Source organism: Enterobacter cloacae complex sp. 370H10, assembly GCF_050031535.1.
Lineage (GTDB): Bacteria > Pseudomonadota > Gammaproteobacteria > Enterobacterales > Enterobacteriaceae > Enterobacter > Enterobacter intestinihominis.
In genome coordinates this window covers 4443368-4464659 of the sequence record NZ_JBLGWG010000001.1, presented here as the reverse complement: position 1 = coordinate 4464659, position 21292 = coordinate 4443368, and the positions used below count along the sequence as shown (strand labels likewise).

21 protein-coding genes and 1 riboswitch are annotated in these 21292 nt (G+C 58.6%); of the genes, 6 read left to right on the top strand and 15 right to left on the bottom strand.

Translation table 11 applies throughout. The features are described 5' to 3' along the window. Positions 1-120: 120 nt before the first annotated feature. Positions 121-1866, bottom strand: coding sequence for a DNA primase (gene dnaG / locus ACQG2Q_RS22050; protein WP_003862574.1), 1746 nt, complete (start codon positions 1864-1866; stop codon positions 121-123). Between the two features lie 115 nt (positions 1867-1981). Next, on the bottom strand, positions 1982-2197 hold the full coding sequence (gene rpsU, locus ACQG2Q_RS22045; protein ID WP_001144069.1) for a 30S ribosomal protein S21: 216 nt from the start codon (positions 2195-2197) through the stop codon (positions 1982-1984). Between the two features lie 236 nt (positions 2198-2433). Between rpsU and tsaD the strand changes: the two genes are divergently transcribed. Further along, positions 2434-3447, top strand: coding sequence for a tRNA (adenosine(37)-N6)-threonylcarbamoyltransferase complex transferase subunit TsaD (tsaD, locus tag ACQG2Q_RS22040; RefSeq protein WP_022649449.1), 1014 nt, complete (start codon positions 2434-2436; stop codon positions 3445-3447). Positions 3448-3534: 87 nt separating this feature from the next. On the opposite strand, the gene ureG is transcribed toward tsaD, so the two are convergent. The 10 genes from ureG to plsY all read right to left on the bottom strand — a co-directional run bounded on the left by ureG (position 3535) and on the right by plsY (position 11349). Continuing rightward, positions 3535-4152 (bottom strand): urease accessory protein UreG, encoded by a 618-nt coding sequence (ureG, locus tag ACQG2Q_RS22035; RefSeq protein ID WP_096216818.1) that lies wholly within the window; start codon positions 4150-4152, stop codon positions 3535-3537. Positions 4153-4161: 9 nt separating this feature from the next. After that, positions 4162-4836, bottom strand: a complete 675-nt coding sequence (locus ACQG2Q_RS22030; RefSeq protein ID WP_063200012.1) for an urease accessory protein UreF — start codon at positions 4834-4836, stop codon at positions 4162-4164. Continuing rightward, positions 4836-5375 (bottom strand): HupE/UreJ family protein, encoded by a 540-nt coding sequence (locus ACQG2Q_RS22025; RefSeq protein ID WP_023298633.1) that lies wholly within the window; start codon positions 5373-5375, stop codon positions 4836-4838. Before ACQG2Q_RS22025 ends, ACQG2Q_RS22030 begins: the two co-directional genes overlap by 1 nt. Positions 5376-5384: 9 nt before the next feature. Continuing rightward, positions 5385-5849 carry an urease accessory protein UreE gene (gene ureE, locus ACQG2Q_RS22020; RefSeq protein WP_426759263.1) on the bottom strand — a complete coding sequence of 155 codons (465 nt, stop codon included), beginning with the start codon at positions 5847-5849 and terminating at the stop codon, positions 5385-5387. 9 nt (positions 5850-5858) lie between these two features. After that, positions 5859-7562 carry an urease subunit alpha gene (gene ureC, locus ACQG2Q_RS22015; RefSeq protein WP_023306978.1) on the bottom strand — a complete coding sequence of 568 codons (1704 nt, stop codon included), beginning with the start codon at positions 7560-7562 and terminating at the stop codon, positions 5859-5861. Next, positions 7555-7869 carry an urease subunit beta gene (locus ACQG2Q_RS22010; RefSeq protein ID WP_022649443.1) on the bottom strand — a complete coding sequence of 105 codons (315 nt, stop codon included), beginning with the start codon at positions 7867-7869 and terminating at the stop codon, positions 7555-7557. Before ACQG2Q_RS22010 ends, ureC begins: the two co-directional genes overlap by 8 nt. 10 nt (positions 7870-7879) lie before the next feature. Continuing rightward, positions 7880-8182: an urease subunit gamma gene (locus tag ACQG2Q_RS22005; RefSeq protein ID WP_003862556.1), complete on the bottom strand. Its 303-nt coding sequence runs from the start codon at positions 8180-8182 to the stop codon at positions 7880-7882. Between the two features lie 10 nt (positions 8183-8192). Further along, positions 8193-9020, bottom strand: a complete 828-nt coding sequence (locus ACQG2Q_RS22000; RefSeq protein WP_022649442.1) for an urease accessory protein UreD — start codon at positions 9018-9020, stop codon at positions 8193-8195. Between the two features lie 156 nt (positions 9021-9176). Beyond that, positions 9177-10643: an MFS transporter gene (locus ACQG2Q_RS21995; RefSeq protein ID WP_063849808.1), complete on the bottom strand. Its 1467-nt coding sequence runs from the start codon at positions 10641-10643 to the stop codon at positions 9177-9179. A gap of 91 nt (positions 10644-10734) precedes the next feature. After that, positions 10735-11349, bottom strand: coding sequence for a glycerol-3-phosphate 1-O-acyltransferase PlsY (gene plsY / locus ACQG2Q_RS21990; protein ID WP_022649440.1), 615 nt, complete (start codon positions 11347-11349; stop codon positions 10735-10737). Positions 11350-11456: 107 nt separating this feature from the next. Here plsY and folB point away from each other — a divergent pair, with 107 nt between their 5' ends. Then, entirely contained in the window at positions 11457-11825 is a 369-nt protein-coding gene (gene folB, locus ACQG2Q_RS21985) for a bifunctional dihydroneopterin aldolase/7,8-dihydroneopterin epimerase (RefSeq protein ID WP_022649439.1), read from the top strand. A 106-nt stretch (positions 11826-11931) separates the two neighbouring features. After that, the gene (gene bacA, locus ACQG2Q_RS21980; RefSeq protein ID WP_003862545.1) at positions 11932-12753 is read left to right on the top strand and encodes an undecaprenyl-diphosphate phosphatase; all 822 of its coding nucleotides are present in this window, start codon (positions 11932-11934) and stop codon (positions 12751-12753) included. A gap of 13 nt (positions 12754-12766) precedes the next feature. Here the strand turns inward: bacA and ACQG2Q_RS21975 are convergent, their stop codons facing one another. Continuing rightward, a complete protein-coding gene (locus tag ACQG2Q_RS21975; protein ID WP_023298627.1) occupies positions 12767-14008 on the bottom strand; it encodes a multifunctional CCA addition/repair protein in 1242 nt (413 codons plus the stop codon). Positions 14009-14068: 60 nt separating this feature from the next. Further along, positions 14069-14689 carry a TIGR04211 family SH3 domain-containing protein gene (locus tag ACQG2Q_RS21970; protein WP_001303390.1) on the bottom strand — a complete coding sequence of 207 codons (621 nt, stop codon included), beginning with the start codon at positions 14687-14689 and terminating at the stop codon, positions 14069-14071. Between the two features lie 237 nt (positions 14690-14926). Between ACQG2Q_RS21970 and ACQG2Q_RS21965 the strand changes: the two genes are divergently transcribed. The 3 genes from ACQG2Q_RS21965 to hldE are packed head-to-tail and all read left to right on the top strand — an operon-like array spanning position 14927 to position 20576. Beyond that, positions 14927-16228, top strand: a complete 1302-nt coding sequence (locus ACQG2Q_RS21965) for an inorganic triphosphatase (protein WP_058646836.1) — start codon at positions 14927-14929, stop codon at positions 16226-16228. Between the two features lie 21 nt (positions 16229-16249). Beyond that, positions 16250-19105 carry a bifunctional [glutamate--ammonia ligase]-adenylyl-L-tyrosine phosphorylase/[glutamate--ammonia-ligase] adenylyltransferase gene (glnE, locus tag ACQG2Q_RS21960; protein WP_045307997.1) on the top strand — a complete coding sequence of 952 codons (2856 nt, stop codon included), beginning with the start codon at positions 16250-16252 and terminating at the stop codon, positions 19103-19105. A 40-nt stretch (positions 19106-19145) separates the two neighbouring features. Beyond that, on the top strand, positions 19146-20576 hold the full coding sequence (hldE, locus tag ACQG2Q_RS21955; RefSeq protein ID WP_015571898.1) for a bifunctional D-glycero-beta-D-manno-heptose-7-phosphate kinase/D-glycero-beta-D-manno-heptose 1-phosphate adenylyltransferase HldE: 1431 nt from the start codon (positions 19146-19148) through the stop codon (positions 20574-20576). A gap of 114 nt (positions 20577-20690) precedes the next feature. Here the strand turns inward: hldE and ubiK are convergent, their stop codons facing one another. After that, a complete protein-coding gene (gene ubiK, locus ACQG2Q_RS21950; protein ID WP_000566823.1) occupies positions 20691-20987 on the bottom strand; it encodes a ubiquinone biosynthesis accessory factor UbiK in 297 nt (98 codons plus the stop codon). A gap of 120 nt (positions 20988-21107) precedes the next feature. Continuing rightward, a riboswitch (FMN riboswitch) is annotated at positions 21108-21258 on the top strand. Positions 21259-21292 lie beyond the last annotated feature (34 nt).

Genomic DNA, 21292 nt, shown 5'->3' with positions numbered 1-21292 from the left:
TGTCGGCGATAGGGCTGCCAACCTTTAAAGCGAGGGCGTACTTATATTTTTGCCGCTGCCTCTCAGTGCGGCTGCCGGGGGCTTCCCGATCGATATTCGGCACTTAAGCCGTTAAATTTTTTATTTCTTCGCCAGTTCCTGGTTAATCATCCAGAGCTCCCGGCGTTCTTCGCTGCTTAAGCCATGGGTGCGCTCGCGAGCTATCAACTCTTCCTGGCGCAACTCAAGCATCGAATCAAACATATGGTTGAGTGAGTCGGTGAACGTTTTTTCTGCGATATCCTTATCTGCTATATCGTCCCACATCGACAGTTTTTCAAGGGTAGCGGCCTCTTTTGTGCCGCGATAATGCTCTAAAAGTTGTCCGGTGGTCAGACCTGGCTGCGACAAACAAGTGTTGACCAATTCTGAAAATAAGCCAAGTCCGGGCAATTTTTCGTGGTTCAAACCCGCCAGTGACGGCACTTGCGGAGCAAGTTCGGGGTTTTGCACCAGCAACCCTATCAGTATACGCATGGTTGTGCGTTTTAGCTGAGGCGCGGGGCGTACCGTGCCGTTTTCAGCCTGTTTAGGCATTAAACGTTCAAGCTGGCTGTCATCCAGAATGCCGAGCTTGTTGCCTAACTCCTGACGCAGATAGATGCGCAGCGTTTCGCCGGGCACCTGGCTGATTAACGGCAGCGCCAGCGTGCTGAGCTGCGCGCGCCCGTCAGGGGTACTCAAATCAACCTGCGGCATCAGGCTGTTAAACAGAAACGTGGAGAGCGGCTGTGCCTGCTCCATCCGCGCTTCAAATGCCGCTTTGCCCTCTTTACGCACCAGCGTATCCGGGTCTTCACCGTCGGGCAGGAACATAAAGCGTAGCTGACGCCCGTCGGTCATATACGGCAACGCGGTTTCCAGCGCTCGCCAGGCGGCGTCGCGTCCTGCGCGGTCACCGTCGTAACAGCAAATCACGTTGTTGGTGACGCGGAACAGCAACTGGATATGGTCCGCCGTGGTGGACGTTCCCAGCGACGCAACGGCATAGTTAATGTCGTACTGCGCCAGCGCAACAACATCCATATAGCCTTCGACGACCAGAAGACGCGGAGGTTCCGCATTATCCTGCTGTGCCTCATAAAGACCGTAAAGCTGGCGGCCCTTATGGAAAATATCGGTTTCCGGGGAGTTAAGGTATTTCGGCAGGGCATCACCCAGCACGCGACCACCAAAACCTATCACCCGGCCACGCTTGTCGCGGATCGGGAACATCACCCGTTCACGGAAGCGGTCGTAGCTTCGTCCCTGGTCGTTGGTGACCAGCATGCCTGCGTCGATGAGGGATTTACGATCTTCGCTATTGCCGCCAAAACGCTTTAACACGTTGTCCCAGCCGGGCGGGGCGTAACCAATAGCGAAACGCGCAATCACATCGTCGCTCAGTCCGCGCTTGTTCAGATACTGACGCGCAGGCTCAGCCGCAGAGTGCTTAAGAGACTGTTGGTAAAACGAATTCAGGCCATCCATCAACTGATATAGCGTTTGCCGCTGATGGCGCTCGATCTGACTTGGCCCACTGCCTGCTTCATACGGCACTTCAAGGTTATGCATCGCCGCCAGCTCTTCGACGGTTTCAACGAACTCGAGCTTATCGTAGTTCATCAAAAAATCGACGGCATTACCGTGTGCGCCACAGCCGAAGCAATGGTAGAACTGCTTTTCACCGTTTACGGTGAAAGAGGGGGTTTTTTCGTTATGGAACGGACAGCACGCATGGTAGTTCTTGCCCTGCTTTTTTAGCTTCACCCGCGCGTCGATGAGATCGACGATGTCGGTTCTGGCAAGCAGGTCATTGATGAAAACGCGTGGGATTCTTCCGGCCATATGCCCCAAAAATTTAAGCGACTTATAAACGAAAACAAGCCGCGCATTCCTTCCGGAAGCACGGCCTTACGACTACAACTCTGTCTGTCAATTGAGGGCTGTGGCCCTCAACAGATTAGTACAGACGAGTACGGCGTGCGTTTTCGCGAGCCAGTTTCTTCGCGTGACGTTTCACAGCGGAAGCTTTAGCGCGCTTACGTTCGGTCGTTGGTTTTTCATAAAACTCACGACGACGAACTTCAGCCAGAACACCTGCTTTCTCGCATGAACGTTTGAAGCGACGCAGTGCTACGTCGAACGGCTCGTTTTCACGTACTTTAATTACCGGCATGTAACTCTCACCTTTAATAAATTCGGTTTGCCGCTGGCATCAACGCCAGCTTATTTCAAAATGGTGCGGAATTTTACTGCAAATGCTGCTGCTTTGTAAAGCACCGATGCGATTTTGAAAGGGACTTTTATAAGGGGGAAGAGTATACACGAGGCTTCTTCCTGGGGCGAACAAAGTTTTACATCAACCCGCCCAGGCTCTACACTGCGCGGTATTGAAACGAGGTAAAACAAGTCATGCGTGTACTGGGTATTGAAACATCCTGCGATGAAACCGGCATCGCGATTTACGACGACGAAAAAGGGCTTCTGGCCAACCAACTGTATAGTCAGGTGAAATTGCACGCTGACTACGGCGGCGTCGTGCCTGAACTGGCCTCTCGTGACCACGTGCGTAAAACGGTTCCCCTGATTCAGGCGGCACTGAAAGAGGCCGGGTTAAGTGCAAAAGATATTGATGCCGTGGCCTATACTGCAGGACCGGGCCTGGTTGGCGCGCTGCTGGTCGGCGCAACGGTAGGGCGTTCGCTGGCCTTCGCGTGGGACGTTCCGGCCATTCCGGTTCACCATATGGAAGGACATCTTCTGGCTCCGATGCTGGAAGCCAATCCGCCAGCGTTCCCGTTTGTGGCGCTGCTGGTCTCCGGCGGGCATACGCAGCTGATTAGCGTAACGGGCATTGGCAAGTATGAGCTGCTGGGCGAATCGATCGACGACGCGGCCGGTGAAGCCTTCGACAAAACCGCCAAGCTGCTTGGCCTGGATTATCCTGGCGGCCCGATGCTGTCGAAAATGGCCGCGCAGGGAACGGAAGGGCGCTTTGTCTTCCCGCGTCCGATGACCGATCGTCCGGGGCTGGATTTTAGTTTCTCCGGTCTGAAAACCTTCGCGGCGAACACCATTCGCAATAACGACGACAGCGAGCAGACGCGTGCCGACATCGCCCGCGCGTTCGAAGATGCGGTGGTGGATACGCTGATGATCAAGTGCAAGCGTGCGCTGGATCAGACGGGCTTTAAGCGCCTGGTGATGGCCGGTGGCGTGAGCGCCAACCGTACGCTGCGCGCGAAGCTTGCCGAAATGATGCAAAAGCGTCGTGGGGAAGTGTTCTACGCGCGTCCGGAATTTTGTACCGATAACGGGGCGATGATCGCCTACGCCGGGATGGTGCGCCTGAACGCTGGCGCCACGGCTGACCTGAGCGTGTCCGTGCGTCCGCGCTGGCCGCTGGCGGAGCTGCCTGAGGCGTAAGTTTTTTGCCCGGTGGCGCTGCGCTTACCGGGTCTGCAAAAATCGTAGGCCGGGTCAGGCGAAGCCGCCACCCGGCAATAAACCGCACTACATCCGCAGCATCCCTTTCTCTTCCAGAAACGCAATAATCGTCGCCAGCCCGTCACCCGCCTTCAGGTTGGTAAAGGTCCACGGACGCTCGCCGCGTATGCGATTAGTGTCGCGCTCCATTACCTCCAGCGACGCCCCCACGTACGGCGCGAGGTCGGTTTTATTGATCACCAGAAAATCGGATTTGGTGATCCCCGGCCCGCCTTTGCGCGGGATTTTTTCCCCCTCGGCCACGTCGATCACGTAGATGGTGAGGTCCGCCAGCTCCGGGCTGAAGGTCGCGCTCAGGTTATCCCCGCCGCTTTCGACGAAGATCAGATCCAGATTGCCGAACTTCTCGCTCAAGGCTTCCACCGCTGCCAGGTTCATTGAGGCATCTTCGCGGATGGCGGTGTGCGGACAGCCGCCCGTTTCCACCCCTACGATGCGCTCTGGCTCAAGCGCACCCGCCTCGGTCAGGATGCGCTGATCCTCTTTGGTGTAGATATCGTTAGTCACCACCGCAAGATGATAGGTGTCGCGCATCGCCTTGCAGAGCGCTTCCAGCAGGGCGGTTTTGCCCGACCCTACCGGGCCGCCCACGCCAACGCGCAGGGGATGTTTGTAATCAGCCATATTGACTCCTCAGGAACGGAATAGTCGTGAATATTGGGTTTCGTGGCGTGCGGAGGCGATGGCGGACAGCGGCGTAGCTGCCCCCAGCGCGTCGTCGCCACGTAAAAATGCCTGTTCAAACCCGGCGGCAAAATGGTCGCTCAGGTCGATAATCAGCTGTTGTGCGGCCTGCTGCCCAAACGGCACCAGCTTGACGCCCGCCATCACCGCGCTCTCAATCCAGCTGTAGCCGAGGCTCAGCGCCAGCTCGCGCACGCCAATGCCCCAGCGCACGCCGAGCCACGCCATACCGCCGAGCTGGCTCTGCATCAACAGCGGCAGCCATTCTGCCGGGCAGGCGGGTTCCCAGCTTTTAACCAGGCGCGTAAAGGCCGCGCCGCGGTTGCGTTCTTCCTCGCGCAGTTCGCGCGTTTCCCGACAGGCGAGCAGGTATGCCGTCCAGCGTTTTGCTGTCGCGACGTCCTGCTTCTCGCAGGCATGATACAGGCGGATAAACAGCGGCAGGTCGACGCAGAAAAAGCTCTGCTCCATCTGCTGGATCTGCCAGCGCCTGAAGGCCTCAGCGTCCGTGATCCACCCGGCCTCGACAGCCCACTCCAGCCCCTGTGACCAGGTATACGATCCGACCGGCAGGCTACTGCTGGAGAGCTGCATCAGGCGCAGCCGCTGGCGGGCGTGCTCCATCAGCTCATCAGCGCCAGCAGGGCAGAGACGATCAGCCCGCCGCCGAAGGTCTTACGCAGGCCGTCGTGACGGCGCAGCAGCAGCCCTGCCGCGAAGCTGGCGCACAGCACCGTGGCACTGGCTAACATAAATCCGCTGGTAAAGAGCCAGAAGCTGTGGCCGGACATCTCCACGCCGTGCGCCCAGCCGTGGAACATCGCCAGGGCTGGAACCGCCAGCAGCAGGCGATTTTCAGTCTTAAACATCATCACGCCGCAGACCGCCAGTGAGGCGATAATCAGCATCTCCATGCCGCTAAAGCCGCCGAGCAGGCTGCCCGTAACGGCGCCAGCCAGCATCATGCCGAGCGTTGCTAACGGCAGCAGCAGCTTGCGGCCGCTCAGGGCGGACAGCACGCCAGCCCCCGTCAGCATCAGCAGGTGATCCAGCCCGGTCAGCGGATGGAGAAAACCTGCCTGAAAGCTGTCGGTTCCGTGCCCGGGATGGGCAAGCGCCGGAACGGAAAAGGCCAGCAGAAACAGCGGTAAATACTTACGCATGATGAGTCCTTAATGTGAATGAGCGTGGGAGTGGCCATGACTGTGGGCATCGCTGGTGTAAGCGCCCGCTTCTGGTTCAAAGGGCAGGCTGGCGAAGGTCACCTCCAGCCCGAACTGACGTAGCATGTCGTCGAGAACGTGATCGTGGTGGTAGCGCATTTCGCGGGGCATGATTTGCAGCGGTACGTGGCGGTTGCCCAGGTGATAACAGGCGCGGGCGAGCAGGAACGGGTCGGCACAGCGCACCACGGAAACCGACTCCGGGGCGGCGATCACTTCGATCACTTCGCTGCCATCGTCGGTAGTCAGCAGGTCGCCCCCGCGCAGCAACAGGCCGCGCGGCAGCATTAGCCCGGCTTCGCGACCGTCGTTCAGCGCCACGCGGGCGCGGCTTTTCACCCGCACGTCAATCGGCAGCGTGACGCTGGAGGTAATCGGGTGCGCGTGGTCCAGGCGTTGGGTTAAATAAATCATCATCACTCCTCAAAACAGAAAATAGCGTTGCGCCATCGGCAAAACTTCTGCCGGTTCGCTGGTGATCAATTCGCCGTCGACGCGAACCTCATAGGTTTGCGAGTCAACGGTGATATTCGGCTGTAAATCGTTGTGGATCATGTCGGCCTTTTTCACCGTCCGGCAGCCTTTCACCACCGCAGTGGCGCTTTGCAATCCGAGCCGCTGCGGAATGCCGCTGGCATCAGCGGCCTGCGAGACAAACGTCAGCCGCGTGGCGTGGCGTGCGGCACCAAGTGCACCAAACATCGGGCGGTAATGCACCGGCTGCGGCGTGGGGATCGAGGCGTTGATGTCGCCCATCGGCGCGCAGGCGATCATCCCGCCTTTGACGATGGTGGCCGGTTTGACGCCAAAGAAAGCGGGGGACCAGACCACCAGATCCGCCAGCTTGCCCGCCTCAATAGAACCGACCTCATGGGCGATGCCGTGGGTAAGAGCCGGATTAATGGTGTATTTGGCGACATAGCGCTTCACGCGGAAGTTGTCGTTCTCGCCGGTCTCTTCCGGCAGTGCGCCGCGCTGCACCTTCATGCGGTGCGCCACCTGCCAGGTGCGGATAATCACTTCCCCCACGCGGCCCATGGCCTGTGAATCTGACGAGGTGAGCGAGAACGCGCCGATATCGTGCAGCACGTCTTCGGCGGCGATGGTTTCCCGACGAATACGGGATTCCGCAAACGCCACGTCCTCGGCGATATCCGGGTCGAGATGGTGACAGACCATCAGCATGTCCAGGTGCTCGTCGATGGTATTCACCGTGTAGGGCAGCGTCGGGTTGGTGGAGGAGGGCAAAATATTCGGGTGCGCGCAGGCGGTGATGATATCCGGCGCATGGCCGCCGCCCGCCCCTTCGGTGTGGAAGGTGTGGATGGTGCGCCCGGCGATGGCAGCCAGCGTGTCTTCGACAAAACCGGACTCGTTCAGCGTGTCGCTGTGCAGCGCCACCTGAATATCCATCTCTTCAGCGACCTCCAGCGAGCAGTTGATTGCCGCAGGCGTCGCGCCCCAGTCTTCGTGGATCTTAAGCCCGATAGCGCCAGCCGCGATCTGCTCGCGCAGCGCGTCCGGGTTTGAACCGTTCCCTTTGCCCAGCAGGCCAATATTCACCGGCAGCGTATCGGCGGCCTGCAGCATGCGGGCGATATACCACGGCCCCGGCGTGCAGGTGGTGGCGTTTGTACCTGCCGCAGGGCCGGTGCCGCCGCCGATCATGGTGGTGACGCCAGAGACCAGCGCCTCTTCCGCCTGCTGCGGACAGATCCAGTGGATGTGGGTGTCGATCCCGCCAGGGGTGACGATCTTCCCTTCGGCGGCGATCACTTCCGTTGCCGCGCCAATCGGGATCGTCACGCCGGGCTGAATGTCCGGGTTTCCGGCTTTGCCGACGGCGAAGATCCGCCCATCTTTTATGCCGATATCCGCTTTCACAATCCCCCAGTGATCGACAATCAGCGCGTTGGTGAGCACCAGATCCACGCAGTCGTCGGCGGTCATCTGCCCCTGTCCCATGCCGTCGCGGATCACTTTTCCGCCGCCGAATTTAACCTCTTCGCCGTAGATCGTGAGATCGTCCTCCACTTCGATCCACAGCTCGCTGTCGGCCAGCCGCACTTTATCCCCGGTAGTGGGGCCGAACATATCGGCATACGCCTGGCGTGAAATCTCAGCCATGTTTCACCTCGCCCATGACCTCGCCGCGAAAACCAAAAATGCGCTGCGCGCCCGTCACCTGCACCAGCGCCACTTCCCGCTTCTGGCCGGGCTCGAAGCGCACGGCAGTACCGGCCGGGATGTTGAGTCGGTAGCCTCGAGTGGCTTCGCGATCGAATTTCAACGCCGGGTTGACCTCGTAAAAGTGGTAATGCGAGCCGACCTGGATCGGCCTGTCGCCGTGGTTTTCCACGATCACACTTCGGGTTTCGCGCCCGACGTTGAGCGCAATGTTGCCGGACTGGATCCGGTATTCGCCTGGGATCATCACGCGCTCCTTACACGATCGGATTGTGGACGGTGACGAGCTTGGATCCGTCCGGGAAGGTGGCTTCCACCTGGATATCCGGGATCATCTCCGGCACGCCCTCCATCACCTGATCGCGCGTCAGGACGTGGCGGCCGGCTTCCATCAGCGAGGCGACGGTTTCGCCATCGCGCGCGCCTTCCATAATAAAGGCGCTGATCAGCGCGACCGATTCCGGGTAGTTGAGCTTTACCCCGCGCGCGAGGCGGCGTTCGGCAACCAGCGCGGCGGTGAACAGCAACAGCTTGTCTTTTTCTCTGGGAGTCAGTTCCATAGCGTTTCTCTTATGTCTGCCAGATACGCGGCGAACAGGCGGTTTTGGGGGTTAAAAGCGGGCGAAGCGACTGCCAGATATCGCGCATCACCCGCTGGCAAATGAGGTTGTCGTGGGAGAGAAAACGCACCGACAGCAGGTCGTCGGTGAGCGTCGCCCCGCCAAAGTTTTCCAGCGGGGCGAGCCGCTCGCGCACTGTATCAAGATGAGCTTCCCGGGCCGGGTAGAACAGCAGCGTGCCGACCCACGGATGGCCTGCGACGGGCGACAGATCGCCATCGTTAAGATGCAGTCGCTCAATCAAACGCGGCTCGCCATCCACCCACACCTCAAGGCGGCTCTCCAGCGTGCCGTGGCTGAAGGATTCGTTTATCACCGGACGGCCCAGACAGTACAGCTCCCACGCCAGCAGCGTGCTGGTGGCCTTAAGATGGAAGACGGAACGCAGCGCGGCGTTAGCGCCGGGGAAAATTATGGTGTCCTGCGGCAGCCACTCCAGCGTGGCCTCTTCGTCGAGGTAAAAATGCTGATTCAGACAGGCCTGCGGGCCGCTGCTGCGATAGAACTTGCTGGCGCCGGGCATGGTGATGAGGGCATGGCTTTTGGCGTCGAGCCGTACGGAAATATCCAGCGTATCCCCGCCCACAATCCCGCCTGGCGGATGCAGCAGGTAAAGGTGACAGGTTTCCCCTTCGGGATAAAACGGGCGCTGAACGGTGAGCGGCCCGGTGTGACGCGCGGAATGGAGGAGGGTTTTCTCAGGGGTATAACAAAACTGGAGGGCAAGCGTGGCCTGCCAGCCTTTGTATGAATTATCAGTGACCTGAGTTGCTAACATGGTGCTTCCATTTCCACACTATCGGGGTACGTTTCAGTATGCCCTGGCGGAAATGAAGGCTGTCATATGAGTCGCTTATGGATAAAAAAACCGGTTCATGTGAGCCGGTTTTAGTAATGTAGGCCGGGTAAGCGCAGCGTCACCCGGCAAGAAAGGTTAACGATAATCCTCTGCATCCACATCATACCCCGACGGCTCCCAACGGATCGCCAGCAGCGATACCAGGCCGATAAACGGCGCCAGCGCAATCACCCAGAACACGGCGGTATCCAGCGACGCGACCAGTAGCGGGAACAGAAACAGTGACAGCGTTGAACTGCTGCGCATCAGCGTCTGGTTAAGCCCCACGCCCACGCCGCGCAGCGAGGTCGGGTAGCTCAGGGAGGCAAACGTCATGGTATGCGCACCTGGACCAAAACCCTGACCAAACAGGAACAGCGCCAGCATCGCGACGGCGAACACGCCTTCCGTGGCCCCGTCAGGCCGGCCAATCAGCGCCAGGCCGAGCAGTGCCGTAAGCTGGCACGCATAACCCGCCAGAGACATCCGCCACGCGCCGAAGCGCGGAACATAGCGCACCGCCAGCAGCCCGCCGACAAACGCAAACAGCAGGTTAAGCGCCAGCGAGATCAGAATGGTGGTCAGCATCGACTGCACAAAGAAGCTGGAGATGATCACCGGCAGGCCAAAGGCTACGGCGTTATAGGCGAACGAGGAGACGACCGACAGCAGCGTGGCGAGCGTGGTACGCCGCAGATAGATACCGTGGAACAGATTCAGGTAGTTCGACCATTTTGCCTTATTGACCACCGGCGCGGGCTGGTCAAGCGCATCCTGCGGCACGTGGGCATTAATGTTGTACGACTGCCGCAGGATGGACGCCGCCTCTTTCAGATTGCCCTGATTCGCCGCCCAGACCGGGGATTCGCTCATATAGCGGCTGCGGATGGCGATAATCACCAGCGCGGGCACTGCGCCGAAGCCAAGGATCAGACGCCAGAGCCAGTCGCTGTGGCCTTCCGGCAGCACGGCGTAGAAGAAGAGCACCAGAAGATAAGAGATGCTGATGGCCGCATACCAGGTGGGGCACCACATTGCCACGCTGGAGGCTTTATTCCCCGGGCCTTTCAGCCTGGCGAACTCGCTGAGAAACGCCATCGCCACGGGAAGGTCGATCCCGACGCCAAGACCCATCACAAAGCGCGCGCCCGCCAGCACATATTCGTTCGGAGCCAGCGCACAGGCGATGGCGGCGACGACAAAGAACACCATGTCGGCCATAAAGACGCGGTAGCGCCCGATTTTATCCGTAAGATAGCCGCCAAGCAGCGCCCCGACAATCGCGCCAAAGGTAATGGCTGAAGCCACCATGCCGGTACCAGCGGGCGTCAGGTTAAATTCGCGGGTGATGTCTTTGATGCCGAATGCCAGCGCGCCGAGATCGTAGGCATCGAGAAAAATTCCCCCGAGCGCGATACCGACCACGATGCGGGCATTGGCCCGGCCCTGAGAGCCGTCATTAACGAGACGTGAAACGTCCGATGCGCTGCGTACCCACTTGATGTCGCCATCCGGGGTGTTTACTGCCGTTGGGAGGGGAGTTGTGTCTGTGATTTCTGCCATTTTCTTTTATGTGGTTGTGTTGTGTACCTAACAGTTACCACAGGCAGAAGGGGACAAAAATCACATTTGGTTATAAGGCATAACGAACGGTTTACTGAGCGTCTTTCTTTTTACGCTTGAGCTTCGTCCAGATCTTGGTTTCCTGGCGACGCCACAGGCGCTGAATGTTGTCATGATGACGCAGCAGGATCAGGCACGAGAGCATCGATACCGGGAAGGTAAACTGCGGTTTGAACCACCAGACATAAAACGGAGCGATCAGCGCGCTGACGATGGCGCCCAGCGATGAATAGCCGCTCAGCAGGATGGTCAGCAGCCAGGTGCCCGCCATCACGCCAGTGAGATCCCAGCCGATCGGCGCAATCGCGCCAAACGCGGTTGCAACGCCTTTACCGCCTTTAAAACCAAAGAAAACGGGCCAGATATGGCCGACGCAGGCGGCGATAGCAATCAGACCCAGCCAGAAGGGTGTGACGCCCAGCGCATACGCACCCCAGACGGGGAGCATTCCTTTCAGAACATCAAAAATCAAAACCGCTACGGCTGCTCCCTTGCCGCCAATTCGTAGTACATTGGTCGCCCCCGGATTCCCGGAACCACTTTCACGCGGGTCAGGCAACCCGGCGATGCGGCAGACCAGAATGGCGCTGGAGATTGAGCCGCAAAGGTAGGCGAGGATAATCATTCCAGGCGCGATTGCACTCATAACGCTGTTCCGTTTTGAAAATGTATCTGTATTCTCAGCATCTGTGGATAATACGCATAATTCGCCGGAAGTGGTATCCGGTTTAGCCAAAAAGCAGGCAGGTCGTGATGGATATTGTATTTATAGAGCAACTTTCGGTAATCACCACAATTGGTGTTTACGACTGGGAACAGACCATCGAGCAGAAACTGGTGTTCGATATCGAAATGGGCTGGGATAACCGCAAGTCAGCAAAAAGCGATGATGTGAATGACTGTCTGAGCTACGCCGACATCAGTGAAGCGGTAGTTGGCCACGTGGAAGGGCAACGATTTGCGCTGGTGGAACGCGTGGCGGAAGAGGTAGCGGACCTGCTACTGAGCAAATTTAACTCCCCGTGGGTGCGCATCAAACTAAGCAAGCCGGGCGCGGTGGCGCGCGCCGCCAATGTGGGCGTGATTATCGAGCGTGGCACAAATCTGAAAGGAAAGATTTAACGTCATAATTGCTAAACCATTTTAGGTTATATCGGTCTTAAAGCTGTATCTTTCACGGTTGTCCGCGTGGGACACCGTTTTTTTATATCTTTTTAGGGGTTTATAGATGAGCGATATGCACTCGCTGCTGGTGGCGGCAATTCTGGGTGTGGTCGAAGGATTGACGGAGTTTTTGCCGGTGTCCAGTACGGGCCATATGATTATCGTTGGCCATCTCCTGGGCTTTGAAGGCGATACCGCAAAGACGTTTGAGGTGGTGATTCAGCTGGGCTCTATTCTGGCGGTGGTCGTCATGTTCTGGCGTCGTCTGTTTGGTCTGATCGGCATCCACTTCGGGCGTTTACCGCAGCGTGAAGGAGAGGGCAAGGGGCGCCTGACGCTGATTCATATTCTGCTGGGGATGATCCCGGCGGTGGTGCTGGGGCTGGTGTTCCACGACACCATAAAATCGCTTTTCAACCCGATTAACGTGATGTACGCGCTGGTTGTCGGCGGCTTCCTGCTGATTGCCGCCGAAGTGCTGAAGCCAAAAACCCCGCGTGCAGAAGGTCTTGACGATATGACGTATCGCCAGGCGTTTATGATTGGCTGCTTCCAGTGTCTGGCGCTGTGGCCGGGCTTCTCCCGTTCAGGGGCAACCATTTCCGGCGGGATGCTGATGGGCGTGAGCCGTTACGCGGCGTCTGAGTTCTCGTTCCTGCTGGCGGTACCGATGATGATGGGCGCCACCGCACTGGATCTCTACAAAAGCATCGGCTTCCTGACCGTAGGCGACATTCCGATGTTCGCCGTGGGCTTTATCACCGCCTTTATCGTGGCGCTGATTGCCATCAAAACCTTCCTGCAACTGATTAAGCGTATCTCGTTTATTCCGTTCGCGATCTACCGCTTTATCGTCGCGGCTGCCGTGTACGTGGTCTTCTTCTGATGACCGACCGCCCTCAGTCTTTCGGCTGAGGGCAACGTTTTTCCTTCCACGCCGCAACCGCATCAATCCGCCGTTTCGTCAGCTCTTCGCGGATCTCCGGGCCTTTAAACCCTGCCTCCACCACCTCTTTCGTTGGCACCGCTTTTGCGATTTCCCACGCCTCGCGCAGCAAACGACCCTGCGGATAATCGGACGCTTCAAACCCGGTACGGCCGCGCACGTCCGCTTCGCTGGTCAGCGCAATTTGCTCCACGCGCTGCGGCTTGCGCCAGGCGTCGATGTTATCGAACAGCCTGACGATGGTGGCGGGTTTCAGGATCGGAAAGGTGTGGATCAGGTCGTGGAACTCGGCGACCAGTTTTGCCAGATCGCGAATGTCATTCGGCACGCGCAGGCGCTGGCAAAGCCCTTCAACCAGCTTTACGCCAGCCGGACCGTGCCCGTGGTGGCGTGGCCACAACTCCTTTGGCGTTAACCCCTTGCCGAGGTCATGGCAGAGGGTGGAAAAGCGCACGTCCACTTCAGGGCTGAGCATGGCGGCCATGCTCAGGGTCATCAGAGTGTGAATTCCGGTATCAATTTCCGGGTGCCATTTCGCCGGGGCGGGCACGCCAAACAGCGCGTCTATTTCCGGGAACAGCACTTTCAGCGCCCCGCAGTCGCGCAGAACCTGGAAAAAGACCTGTGGGTTGCGGGTGGTCAGGGCGTTTTCGGTCTCTTTCCAGACGCGTTCTGGCGTCAGGTGTTCCAGCTCGCCCGCGTCGGTCATGGCCGTCATCAGCGCCATCGTCTCGTCGGCGATACGGAAGCTCAGATGGGCATAACGGGCGGCAAAACGCGCCACGCGCAGTACGCGAAGCGGATCTTCAGAAAAGGCGGGGGAAATATGGCGTAAAAGACGATCGCGCAGATCGTTCTGGCCGCCGTAGGCGTCGATGATATGTCCGTTTTCGTCCTGCGCCAGGGCGTTAATGGTGAGATCGCGGCGCAGTAAGTCCTGCTCCAGCGTGACATCCGGCGCGGCATAGCAGGTGAAGCCGGTATAACCGGAACCCGATTTCCGTTCGGTACGCGCCAGGGCGTACTCTTCGCGGCTTTTCGGATGGAGGAACACAGGAAAATCGCGGCCTACCTGCTGGTAGCCCGCGTCAATCATCGCTTCGGGCGTGGCACCGACCACGACCCAATCTTTATCTTTGACCGGCAGACCTAATAACGCATCACGTACCGCACCACCGACCAGATAACTCTTCACGCCAACACTCCCGTTTTCTCTTTTCGCAAGATGATACGTAAGTGTGGCAGAGAAGACGAGTTAGTTCATCCAGCGGTCTTTACGTTTACGGCTTGGGATAAGGTGAGGAAGCACCAGACCCAGCACCAGACCGACGCCCAGTACGCCGCCGCCATACATAAACCACTGCATGATGATGGTGCGTTGTTTGTCATCCAGCTGTAGATTCGCGGCGTTTACTTTCTTCTGTGCGACGATCAGCTCATTTTTCAGCTTCTGATTTTCGTCTTTCAGGCCGGCGATCACGCTGTCGCTTTGCGCCACTTTCTGCTGCATCTCTGCGGTGCGCTGGTTCCAGGTACCGTCAATGTTGTTCAGCTTATCGGTCAGGGTTTTCACCTGATTTTCCAGATCCGGCACGCGGGTGCGCAGGCTTGGCACTGTGCTTAGCTCTTTCAGCGGGATCCATGAGGTGCGGCCAGAGCTGTCACGAACCTGACCGTAATTGGTGTCTGCGTTAGTTTGCAGCAGAGTCACTTCCTCGCCGGCATTTACCGTACCCACGAGGCGATAATTGTCTCCAGGGCCGCTGCGTACCCAGGTATTCAGTTCATCAGAAACGTAACGTTTCTCTTCAGCGTGGACCGCGGTTGCGGCGCTAAAAGCGAGTAAAGTAAGTCCAATCAGGCGTAATTTAAGCATATCAGTCGTTATTTTCATAAAAAGTGGAACGATAGTAGTGGTATCAGTGTCGCTACGCAAAGGATTCATCATCAATCGGAATCATCTGTGTCATGATTTCCACCGCTTTAAACTTTTACGCCCGTCAAATTGCTCATTGCGTGGCAATTTGGCGCAAAATACTATGTACTGACAAACAAATGGCGAGGAAGTTCGCCTTCATCGACGCGTCTGTGACGCACGCAAAAGTACAAGGCTATGGCACAAGAGATCGAATTAAAGTTTATCGTCGAAAAAGACAGCGCTGACGCGCTCCGCCAGCATCTGAACACGCTGTCCGGCGAGCACCATGAACCCGTACAGCTGCTCAACATCTATTACGAAACGCCGGACAACTGGCTGCGCAACCACGATATGGGCCTGCGCATCCGTGGTGCGAACGGGCGCTACGAGATGACGATGAAAATCGCCGGTCGCGTGGTGGGCGGTTTGCACCAGCGTCCGGAATACAATATCGACATCAGTAAGCCAGAACTTGAGCTGGATCGTTTTCCGGCGGAAGTGTGGCCGGAAGGGACGCTGCCCGCAACGCTGTCGGCAGAGGCGCAACCGCTGTTCAGCACCGATTTCTGGCGCGAGAAATGGCTGGTGACGGAAGGCAAGAGCCGCATTGAGATTGCGTTTGATCGAGGTGAAATTAAGGCTGGTGAAGAGCAGGAGCCGATCTGCGAGCTGGAGCTTGAACTGCTGGAAGGCGACGCGAGCGACGTGCTGAAGCTGGCGCACAAGCTGGTGAACCAGCCTGGCCTGCGTCAGGGCAGCCTGAGTAAAGCGGCGCGCGGCTATCACCTGGCCGCCGGGAATGCGCCGCGCGTGCTGCGAGAAACCCCGATTTTGCGCGTTGTGCCGAAAGCCTCCGTTGAGCAGGGCATGGAAGCGGCGCTGGAGCTGGCGCTCTCTCAGTGGCAGTACCACGAGGAGCTGTGGGCGCGTAACGTGAAAAATGCCAAAAAACAGGTGCTCGCTGCTATGGGTCTGGTGCGTCACACCCTGGCGTTGTTCGGCGGTATTGTACCGCGTAAAGCCAGCGCTCACTTACGTGATCTGCTCACTCAAACCGAAACGCTGATGCTTTCTGACGTGTCGGCACAAACTGCGATCTACAGCCCGCAAAACGCCAGCGCGAAACTGGCGTTGACCGAATTTCTGGTGACGCGCGGCTGGCGCATTTTCCTCGATGCGAAAGGGCAGACTAAAATCGCGGAAAACTTCAAACGTTTTGCGGATATCCACCTCTCCCGTCACGCGGCCGAGCTGCGAACCACCTTCGCGCATCCGCTGGGCGACCAGTATGGCGATCAGCTTCCCCGCCTGGCGCGTAACATCGACAGCATGTTGCTGCTGTCAGGTGCGTATGAGGGCGTGAAGGCGCAGGCCTGGCTGGAGAACTGGCAGGGGCTTAAGCATGCCATCGAGACCCGTCAGCAGATTGAGATCGAGCATTTCCGCAACGAGGCCATTTCGCAGGATCCGTACTGGCTGCACAGCGGAAAACGTTAATTCTGGCAAGGAACCCCTGATATGCCGCTTTCTTCGCAGTTACAGCAGCACTGGCAGACCGTTTGCGAACGCCTGCCTGAGTCGTTACCCGCGTCATCGTTAAGCGAGCAGGCGAAAAGCGTGCTCACGTTCAGTGATTTTGTGCAGGAGAGCGTCAGCGCTAACCCGGACTGGCTGGCAGCGCTGGAAAGCGCGCCGCCGCAGGCTGACGAGTGGCGGCATTATGCTGGCTGGCTGCAAACCGCGCTGGCAGAGGTGGCAGATGAACCCACGCTGATGCGCGTTCTGCGTCAGTTCCGCCGCCGGGTGATGGTACGCATTGCCTGGGCGCAGGCGCTGGAGCTGGTGAGTGAAGAGAGCACCTTGCAGCAGTTGAGCGAGCTGGCGCAGACGCTGATCGTCGCCGCGCGGGACTGGCTCTACGCCGCCTGCTGTAAAGAGTGGGGCACGCCGTGCAGCGAAGACGGGGTTCCGCAACCGCTGTTGATACTGGGGATGGGCAAGCTGGGCGGCTGCGAGCTCAATTTTTCCTCAGACATCGATCTGATTTTTGCCTGGCCGGAGAACGGCACCACGCGCGGCGGTCGTCGCGAGCTGGACAACGCCCAGTTCTTTACCCGCCTCGGCCAGCGGCTGATTAAGGCGCTGGATCAGCCCACCCAGGATGGTTTTGTCTACCGCGTGGACATGCGTCTGCGTCCGTTTGGCGACAGCGGGCCACTGGTGCTGAGCTTTGCCGCGCTGGAAGATTATTACCAGGAGCAGGGGCGCGACTGGGAGCGTTACGCGATGGTCAAAGCGCGGATCATGGGCGACAGCGACGATGCCTACGCCAACGAGCTGCGCGCCATGCTGCGCCCGTTCGTGTTCCGCCGCTACATCGACTTTAGCGTTATCCAATCCCTGCGAAATATGAAAGGGATGATTGCCCGCGAGGTGCGTCGCCGTGGCCTGAAGGACAACATCAAGCTCGGCGCGGGCGGTATTCGTGAGATCGAATTTATCGTCCAGGTCTTCCAGCTGATACGCGGCGGGCGTGAACCTTCTCTGCAATCCCGCTCGCTGCTGCCGACGCTGAGCGCTATCGAGCAGCTGCATCTGCTGCCGGAAGGCGATGCGCAAACGCTGCGTGACGCTTATCTCTTCCTGCGTCGTCTGGAAAATTTGCTGCAAAGTATCAACGACGAACAGACCCAGACGTTACCGGGCGATGAGCTGAACCGGGCGCGTCTGGCCTGGGGGATGCGGGTGGATGACTGGGCAGCGCTGACGGAACGGCTGGAAGCGCATATGGCGGGCGTGCGCCGCATCTTTAACGATCTGATCGGCGACGACGAAAGTGAATCGCAGGACGATGCGCTCTCCGAGCACTGGCGCGAACTGTGGCAGGACGCGCTTCAGGAAGATGACACCACGCCGGTGCTGGCGCACTTAAGCGACGATGCCCGCCATCGCGTGGTGGCGTTGATTGCTGATTTCCGTCTCGAACTGAACAAACGCGCCATTGGCCCGCGCGGTCGGCAGGTGCTGGATCATCTGATGCCGCATCTGCTGAGCGATGTCTGCTCCCGCGAGGATGCGCCGGTGCCGCTGTCGCGCATGATGCCGCTCCTGAGCGGGATCGTCACGCGTACCACCTACCTTGAACTGTTAAGTGAGTTTCCCGGCGCGCTGAAGCATCTGATTTCCCTTTGCGCCGCCTCCCCGATGGTGGCGAACAAGCTGGCGCGTTATCCGCTGCTGCTCGACGAACTGCTCGACCCGAATACGCTCTATCAGCCGACGGCGACGGATGCTTACCGCGACGAGCTGCGTCAGTATCTGCTGCGCGTGCCGGAAGAGGACGAAGAGCAACAGCTTGAGGCGCTGCGTCAGTTTAAGCAGGCACAGATGTTGCGCGTGGCGGCGGCAGATATCGCCGGTACCCTGCCGGTAATGAAAGTGAGCGATCACTTAACCTGGCTGGCGGAAGCGATCATCGACGCGGTGGTCCACCAGGCGTGGGTGCAGATGGTGGCCCGCTACGGGCAGCCGAAGCACCTTGCTGACCGTGAAGGCCGCGGTTTTGCGGTGGTGGGGTACGGCAAGCTGGGCGGCTGGGAGCTGGGCTACAGCTCCGATCTGGATCTGATTTTCCTGCACGACTGTCCGGTTGACGTGATGACCGACGGCGAGCGCGAAATCGACGGGCGGCAGTTCTACCTGCGCCTGGCCCAGCGCATCATGCACCTGTTCAGCACTCGCACCTCATCCGGCATTCTGTATGAAGTGGATGCGCGTCTGCGCCCGTCCGGCGCGGCAGGCATGCTGGTTACCTCCACGGAGGCTTTTGCCGACTATCAGAAGAACGAAGCCTGGACGTGGGAGCATCAGGCGCTGGTGCGCGCCCGCGTGGTGTACGGCGATCCGCAGCTCAAAACGCAGTTCGATGCGATCCGCAAGGCGGTCATGACGACCCCGCGCGAAGGCTGTACGCTGCAAACCGAAGTGCGGGAAATGCGTGAGAAAATGCGCGCGCACCTTGGCAACAAACATCGCGATCGCTTTGATATCAAAGCTGATGAGGGCGGGATTACCGATATTGAGTTTATCACTCAGTATCTGGTGCTGTTGCACGCGCACGATAAGCCGAAGCTGACCCGCTGGTCGGATAACGTGCGCATACTGGAACTGCTGGCGCAGAACGACATTATGGATGAGCAGGAGGCGCAGGCATTAACCCGCGCCTACACCACGCTGCGTGACGAGCTGCACCATCTGGCCTTACAGGAACAGCCGGGCCATGTGGCGCTGGACGGTTTCACCGATGAACGCGCGCAGGTGACCGCAAGCTGGCAGAAGTGGCTGGTGGAACCGTGCGTAACAAAACAAGTGTGATATTATCGCGCGCAAATTGTGAATCTTTCTGGAGTCAGGAATGAAAGTAACACTGCCAGAGTTTGAACGTGCTGGAGTTATGGTTGTCGGGGATGTGATGCTGGATCGCTACTGGTATGGGCCGACCAGCCGTATCTCTCCGGAAGCGCCGGTGCCGGTAGTTAAGGTCGACACCATTGAAGAACGTCCAGGCGGCGCGGCAAACGTGGCGATGAACATAGCCTCGCTGGGCGCGCATTCGCGGCTGGTGGGCCTGACCGGCATTGACGATGCGGCGCGTGCGCTGAGCCAGTCGCTGGCGGACGTGAACGTGAAGTGCGACTTCGTTTCTGTTCCGACCCACCCAACCATCACCAAGCTGCGCGTGCTGTCGCGTAACCAGCAGCTGATCCGCCTCGACTTTGAAGAAGGGTTCGAAGGCGTTGATCCTGAGCCGCTGCATGAGCGCATTAGCCAGGCGCTGGGCAATATCGGCGCGCTGGTGCTGTCTGATTATGCCAAAGGTGCGCTGGCGAGCGTGCAGACCATGATCCAGCTGGCGCGCAAAGCCAGCGTTCCGGTGCTGATCGACCCGAAAGGCACCGATTTTGAGCGCTATCGCGGCGCAACCCTGCTGACGCCCAACCTCTCTGAGTTCGAAGCGGTGGCGGGCAAGTGCAAAACTGAAGAAGAGCTGGTTGAGCGCGGCATGAAAATCATCGCTGATTTCGAGCTGTCTGCGCTGCTGGTGACCCGTTCCGAACAGGGCATGACGCTGCTGCAACCGGGCAAGGCGCCGCTGCATATGCCAACTCAGGCGCAGGAAGTGTACGACGTGACCGGTGCCGGTGATACGGTGATCGGCGTGCTGGCAGCGACGCTGGCGGCGGGGAACTCCCTGGAAGAAGCGTGCTACTTCGCGAACGCCGCGGCGGGTGTGGTCGTCGGTAAACTCGGGACCTCCACCGTTTCGCCAATCGAGCTGGAAAATGCGGTGCGTGGGCGTGCGGATACCGGCTTTGGCGTCATGACCGAAGACGAGCTGAAAGTGGCCGTTGCCGCCGCGCGCAAACGCGGTGAAAAAGTGGTGATGACGAACGGCGTGTTCGACATCCTGCATGCGGGTCATGTCTCGTATCTGGCGAATGCGCGCAAGCTGGGCGACCGCCTGATTGTGGCGGTCAACAGCGATGCCTCAACCAAACGTCTGAAGGGTGAAACGCGTCCGGTGAACCCGCTGGAGCAGCGCATGATAGTGCTCGGCGCGCTGGAAGCGGTGGACTGGGTGGTCTCATTTGAAGAAGACACCCCGCAGCGCCTGATTGCCGGAATTCTGCCTGACCTGCTGGTGAAGGGCGGTGATTACAAACCAGAGCAAATCGCAGGTAGCGAAGAGGTCTGGGCGAATGGCGGTGAAGTGATGGTGCTCAACTTTGAGGACGGGTGTTCAACCACCAACATCATTAAGAAGATCCAGAAAGACAGTCAGTAAAAAACGGGCCAGTTGGCCCGTTTTTTTATGTCGGGTGGCGGCTGCGCCTTACCCGACCTACGCGTTCATGTAGGCCCGGTAAGGCGTAGCCGCCACCGGGCACAACAGGCCGCACTATGCCTGGTCATCCACCGGTGGAATAGCTGGCGCTGGCTTCACCTCTTCCGGCGCATTGCGGCTCTCCAGCTCGCTCAGACGCTGTTCCAGCAGCGCCAGCTTCTCGCGGGTGCGCAGCAGCACCTGCGTCTGCACGTCAAACTCTTCGCGGCTGACTAAATCAAGGCGAACCAACTGTGCCTGCAACGTCTGGCGAATTTTCTTCTCAACGTCATCACCAAACTCACGAATACCTTTCGGCATGGACTCATGAACCTGACGCGCGATCTGCTCAATTTTCTTTGGGTCAATCATTGTCGTTTCCCTTGATGAAAAGGTGTTAGTGCCTATTGTAGCGCGTCATGCCGCGGGTTAAACAAAATTGTTTGAAGCTTATGCATTGCCCAGGGTAATCAATAGCGTTATAGTTATCTCGCTTATTCTCAGGGCGGGGCGAAATTCCCCACCGGCGGTAAATCAGCTTAACGCTGAAAGCCCGCGAGCGCTTTGGGTGAATTCTCAAAGGTCAGCAGATCCGGTGTAATTCCGGGGCCGACGGTTAGAGTCCGGATGGGAGAGAGTAACGATCCAGTCGGGCAAGGCCCGCTCACGTTATTTTT

What these genes read in the sequence shown, in the direction of transcription:
- dnaG (WP_003862574.1), bottom strand. Translation starts at nt 1,866, where the DNA reads ATGGCCGGAAGAATCCCACGCGTTTTCATCAATGACCTGCTTGCCAGA.
- rpsU (WP_001144069.1), bottom strand. Translation starts at nt 2,197, where the DNA reads ATGCCGGTAATTAAAGTACGTGAAAACGAGCCGTTCGACGTAGCACTG.
- tsaD (WP_022649449.1), top strand. Translation starts at nt 2,434, where the DNA reads ATGCGTGTACTGGGTATTGAAACATCCTGCGATGAAACCGGCATCGCG.
- ureG (WP_096216818.1), bottom strand. Translation starts at nt 4,152, where the DNA reads ATGGCTGATTACAAACATCCCCTGCGCGTTGGCGTGGGCGGCCCGGTA.
- ACQG2Q_RS22030 (WP_063200012.1), bottom strand. Translation starts at nt 4,836, where the DNA reads ATGGAGCACGCCCGCCAGCGGCTGCGCCTGATGCAGCTCTCCAGCAGT.
- ACQG2Q_RS22025 (WP_023298633.1), bottom strand. Translation starts at nt 5,375, where the DNA reads ATGCGTAAGTATTTACCGCTGTTTCTGCTGGCCTTTTCCGTTCCGGCG.
- ureE (WP_426759263.1), bottom strand. Translation starts at nt 5,849, where the DNA reads ATGATTTATTTAACCCAACGCCTGGACCACGCGCACCCGATTACCTCC.
- ureC (WP_023306978.1), bottom strand. Translation starts at nt 7,562, where the DNA reads ATGGCTGAGATTTCACGCCAGGCGTATGCCGATATGTTCGGCCCCACT.
- ACQG2Q_RS22010 (WP_022649443.1), bottom strand. Translation starts at nt 7,869, where the DNA reads ATGATCCCAGGCGAATACCGGATCCAGTCCGGCAACATTGCGCTCAAC.
- ACQG2Q_RS22005 (WP_003862556.1), bottom strand. Translation starts at nt 8,182, where the DNA reads ATGGAACTGACTCCCAGAGAAAAAGACAAGCTGTTGCTGTTCACCGCC.
- ACQG2Q_RS22000 (WP_022649442.1), bottom strand. Translation starts at nt 9,020, where the DNA reads ATGTTAGCAACTCAGGTCACTGATAATTCATACAAAGGCTGGCAGGCC.
- ACQG2Q_RS21995 (WP_063849808.1), bottom strand. Translation starts at nt 10,643, where the DNA reads ATGGCAGAAATCACAGACACAACTCCCCTCCCAACGGCAGTAAACACC.
- plsY (WP_022649440.1), bottom strand. Translation starts at nt 11,349, where the DNA reads ATGAGTGCAATCGCGCCTGGAATGATTATCCTCGCCTACCTTTGCGGC.
- folB (WP_022649439.1), top strand. Translation starts at nt 11,457, where the DNA reads ATGGATATTGTATTTATAGAGCAACTTTCGGTAATCACCACAATTGGT.
- bacA (WP_003862545.1), top strand. Translation starts at nt 11,932, where the DNA reads ATGAGCGATATGCACTCGCTGCTGGTGGCGGCAATTCTGGGTGTGGTC.
- ACQG2Q_RS21970 (WP_001303390.1), bottom strand. Translation starts at nt 14,689, where the DNA reads ATGCTTAAATTACGCCTGATTGGACTTACTTTACTCGCTTTTAGCGCC.
- ACQG2Q_RS21965 (WP_058646836.1), top strand. Translation starts at nt 14,927, where the DNA reads ATGGCACAAGAGATCGAATTAAAGTTTATCGTCGAAAAAGACAGCGCT.
- glnE (WP_045307997.1), top strand. Translation starts at nt 16,250, where the DNA reads ATGCCGCTTTCTTCGCAGTTACAGCAGCACTGGCAGACCGTTTGCGAA.
- hldE (WP_015571898.1), top strand. Translation starts at nt 19,146, where the DNA reads ATGAAAGTAACACTGCCAGAGTTTGAACGTGCTGGAGTTATGGTTGTC.
- ubiK (WP_000566823.1), bottom strand. Translation starts at nt 20,987, where the DNA reads ATGATTGACCCAAAGAAAATTGAGCAGATCGCGCGTCAGGTTCATGAG.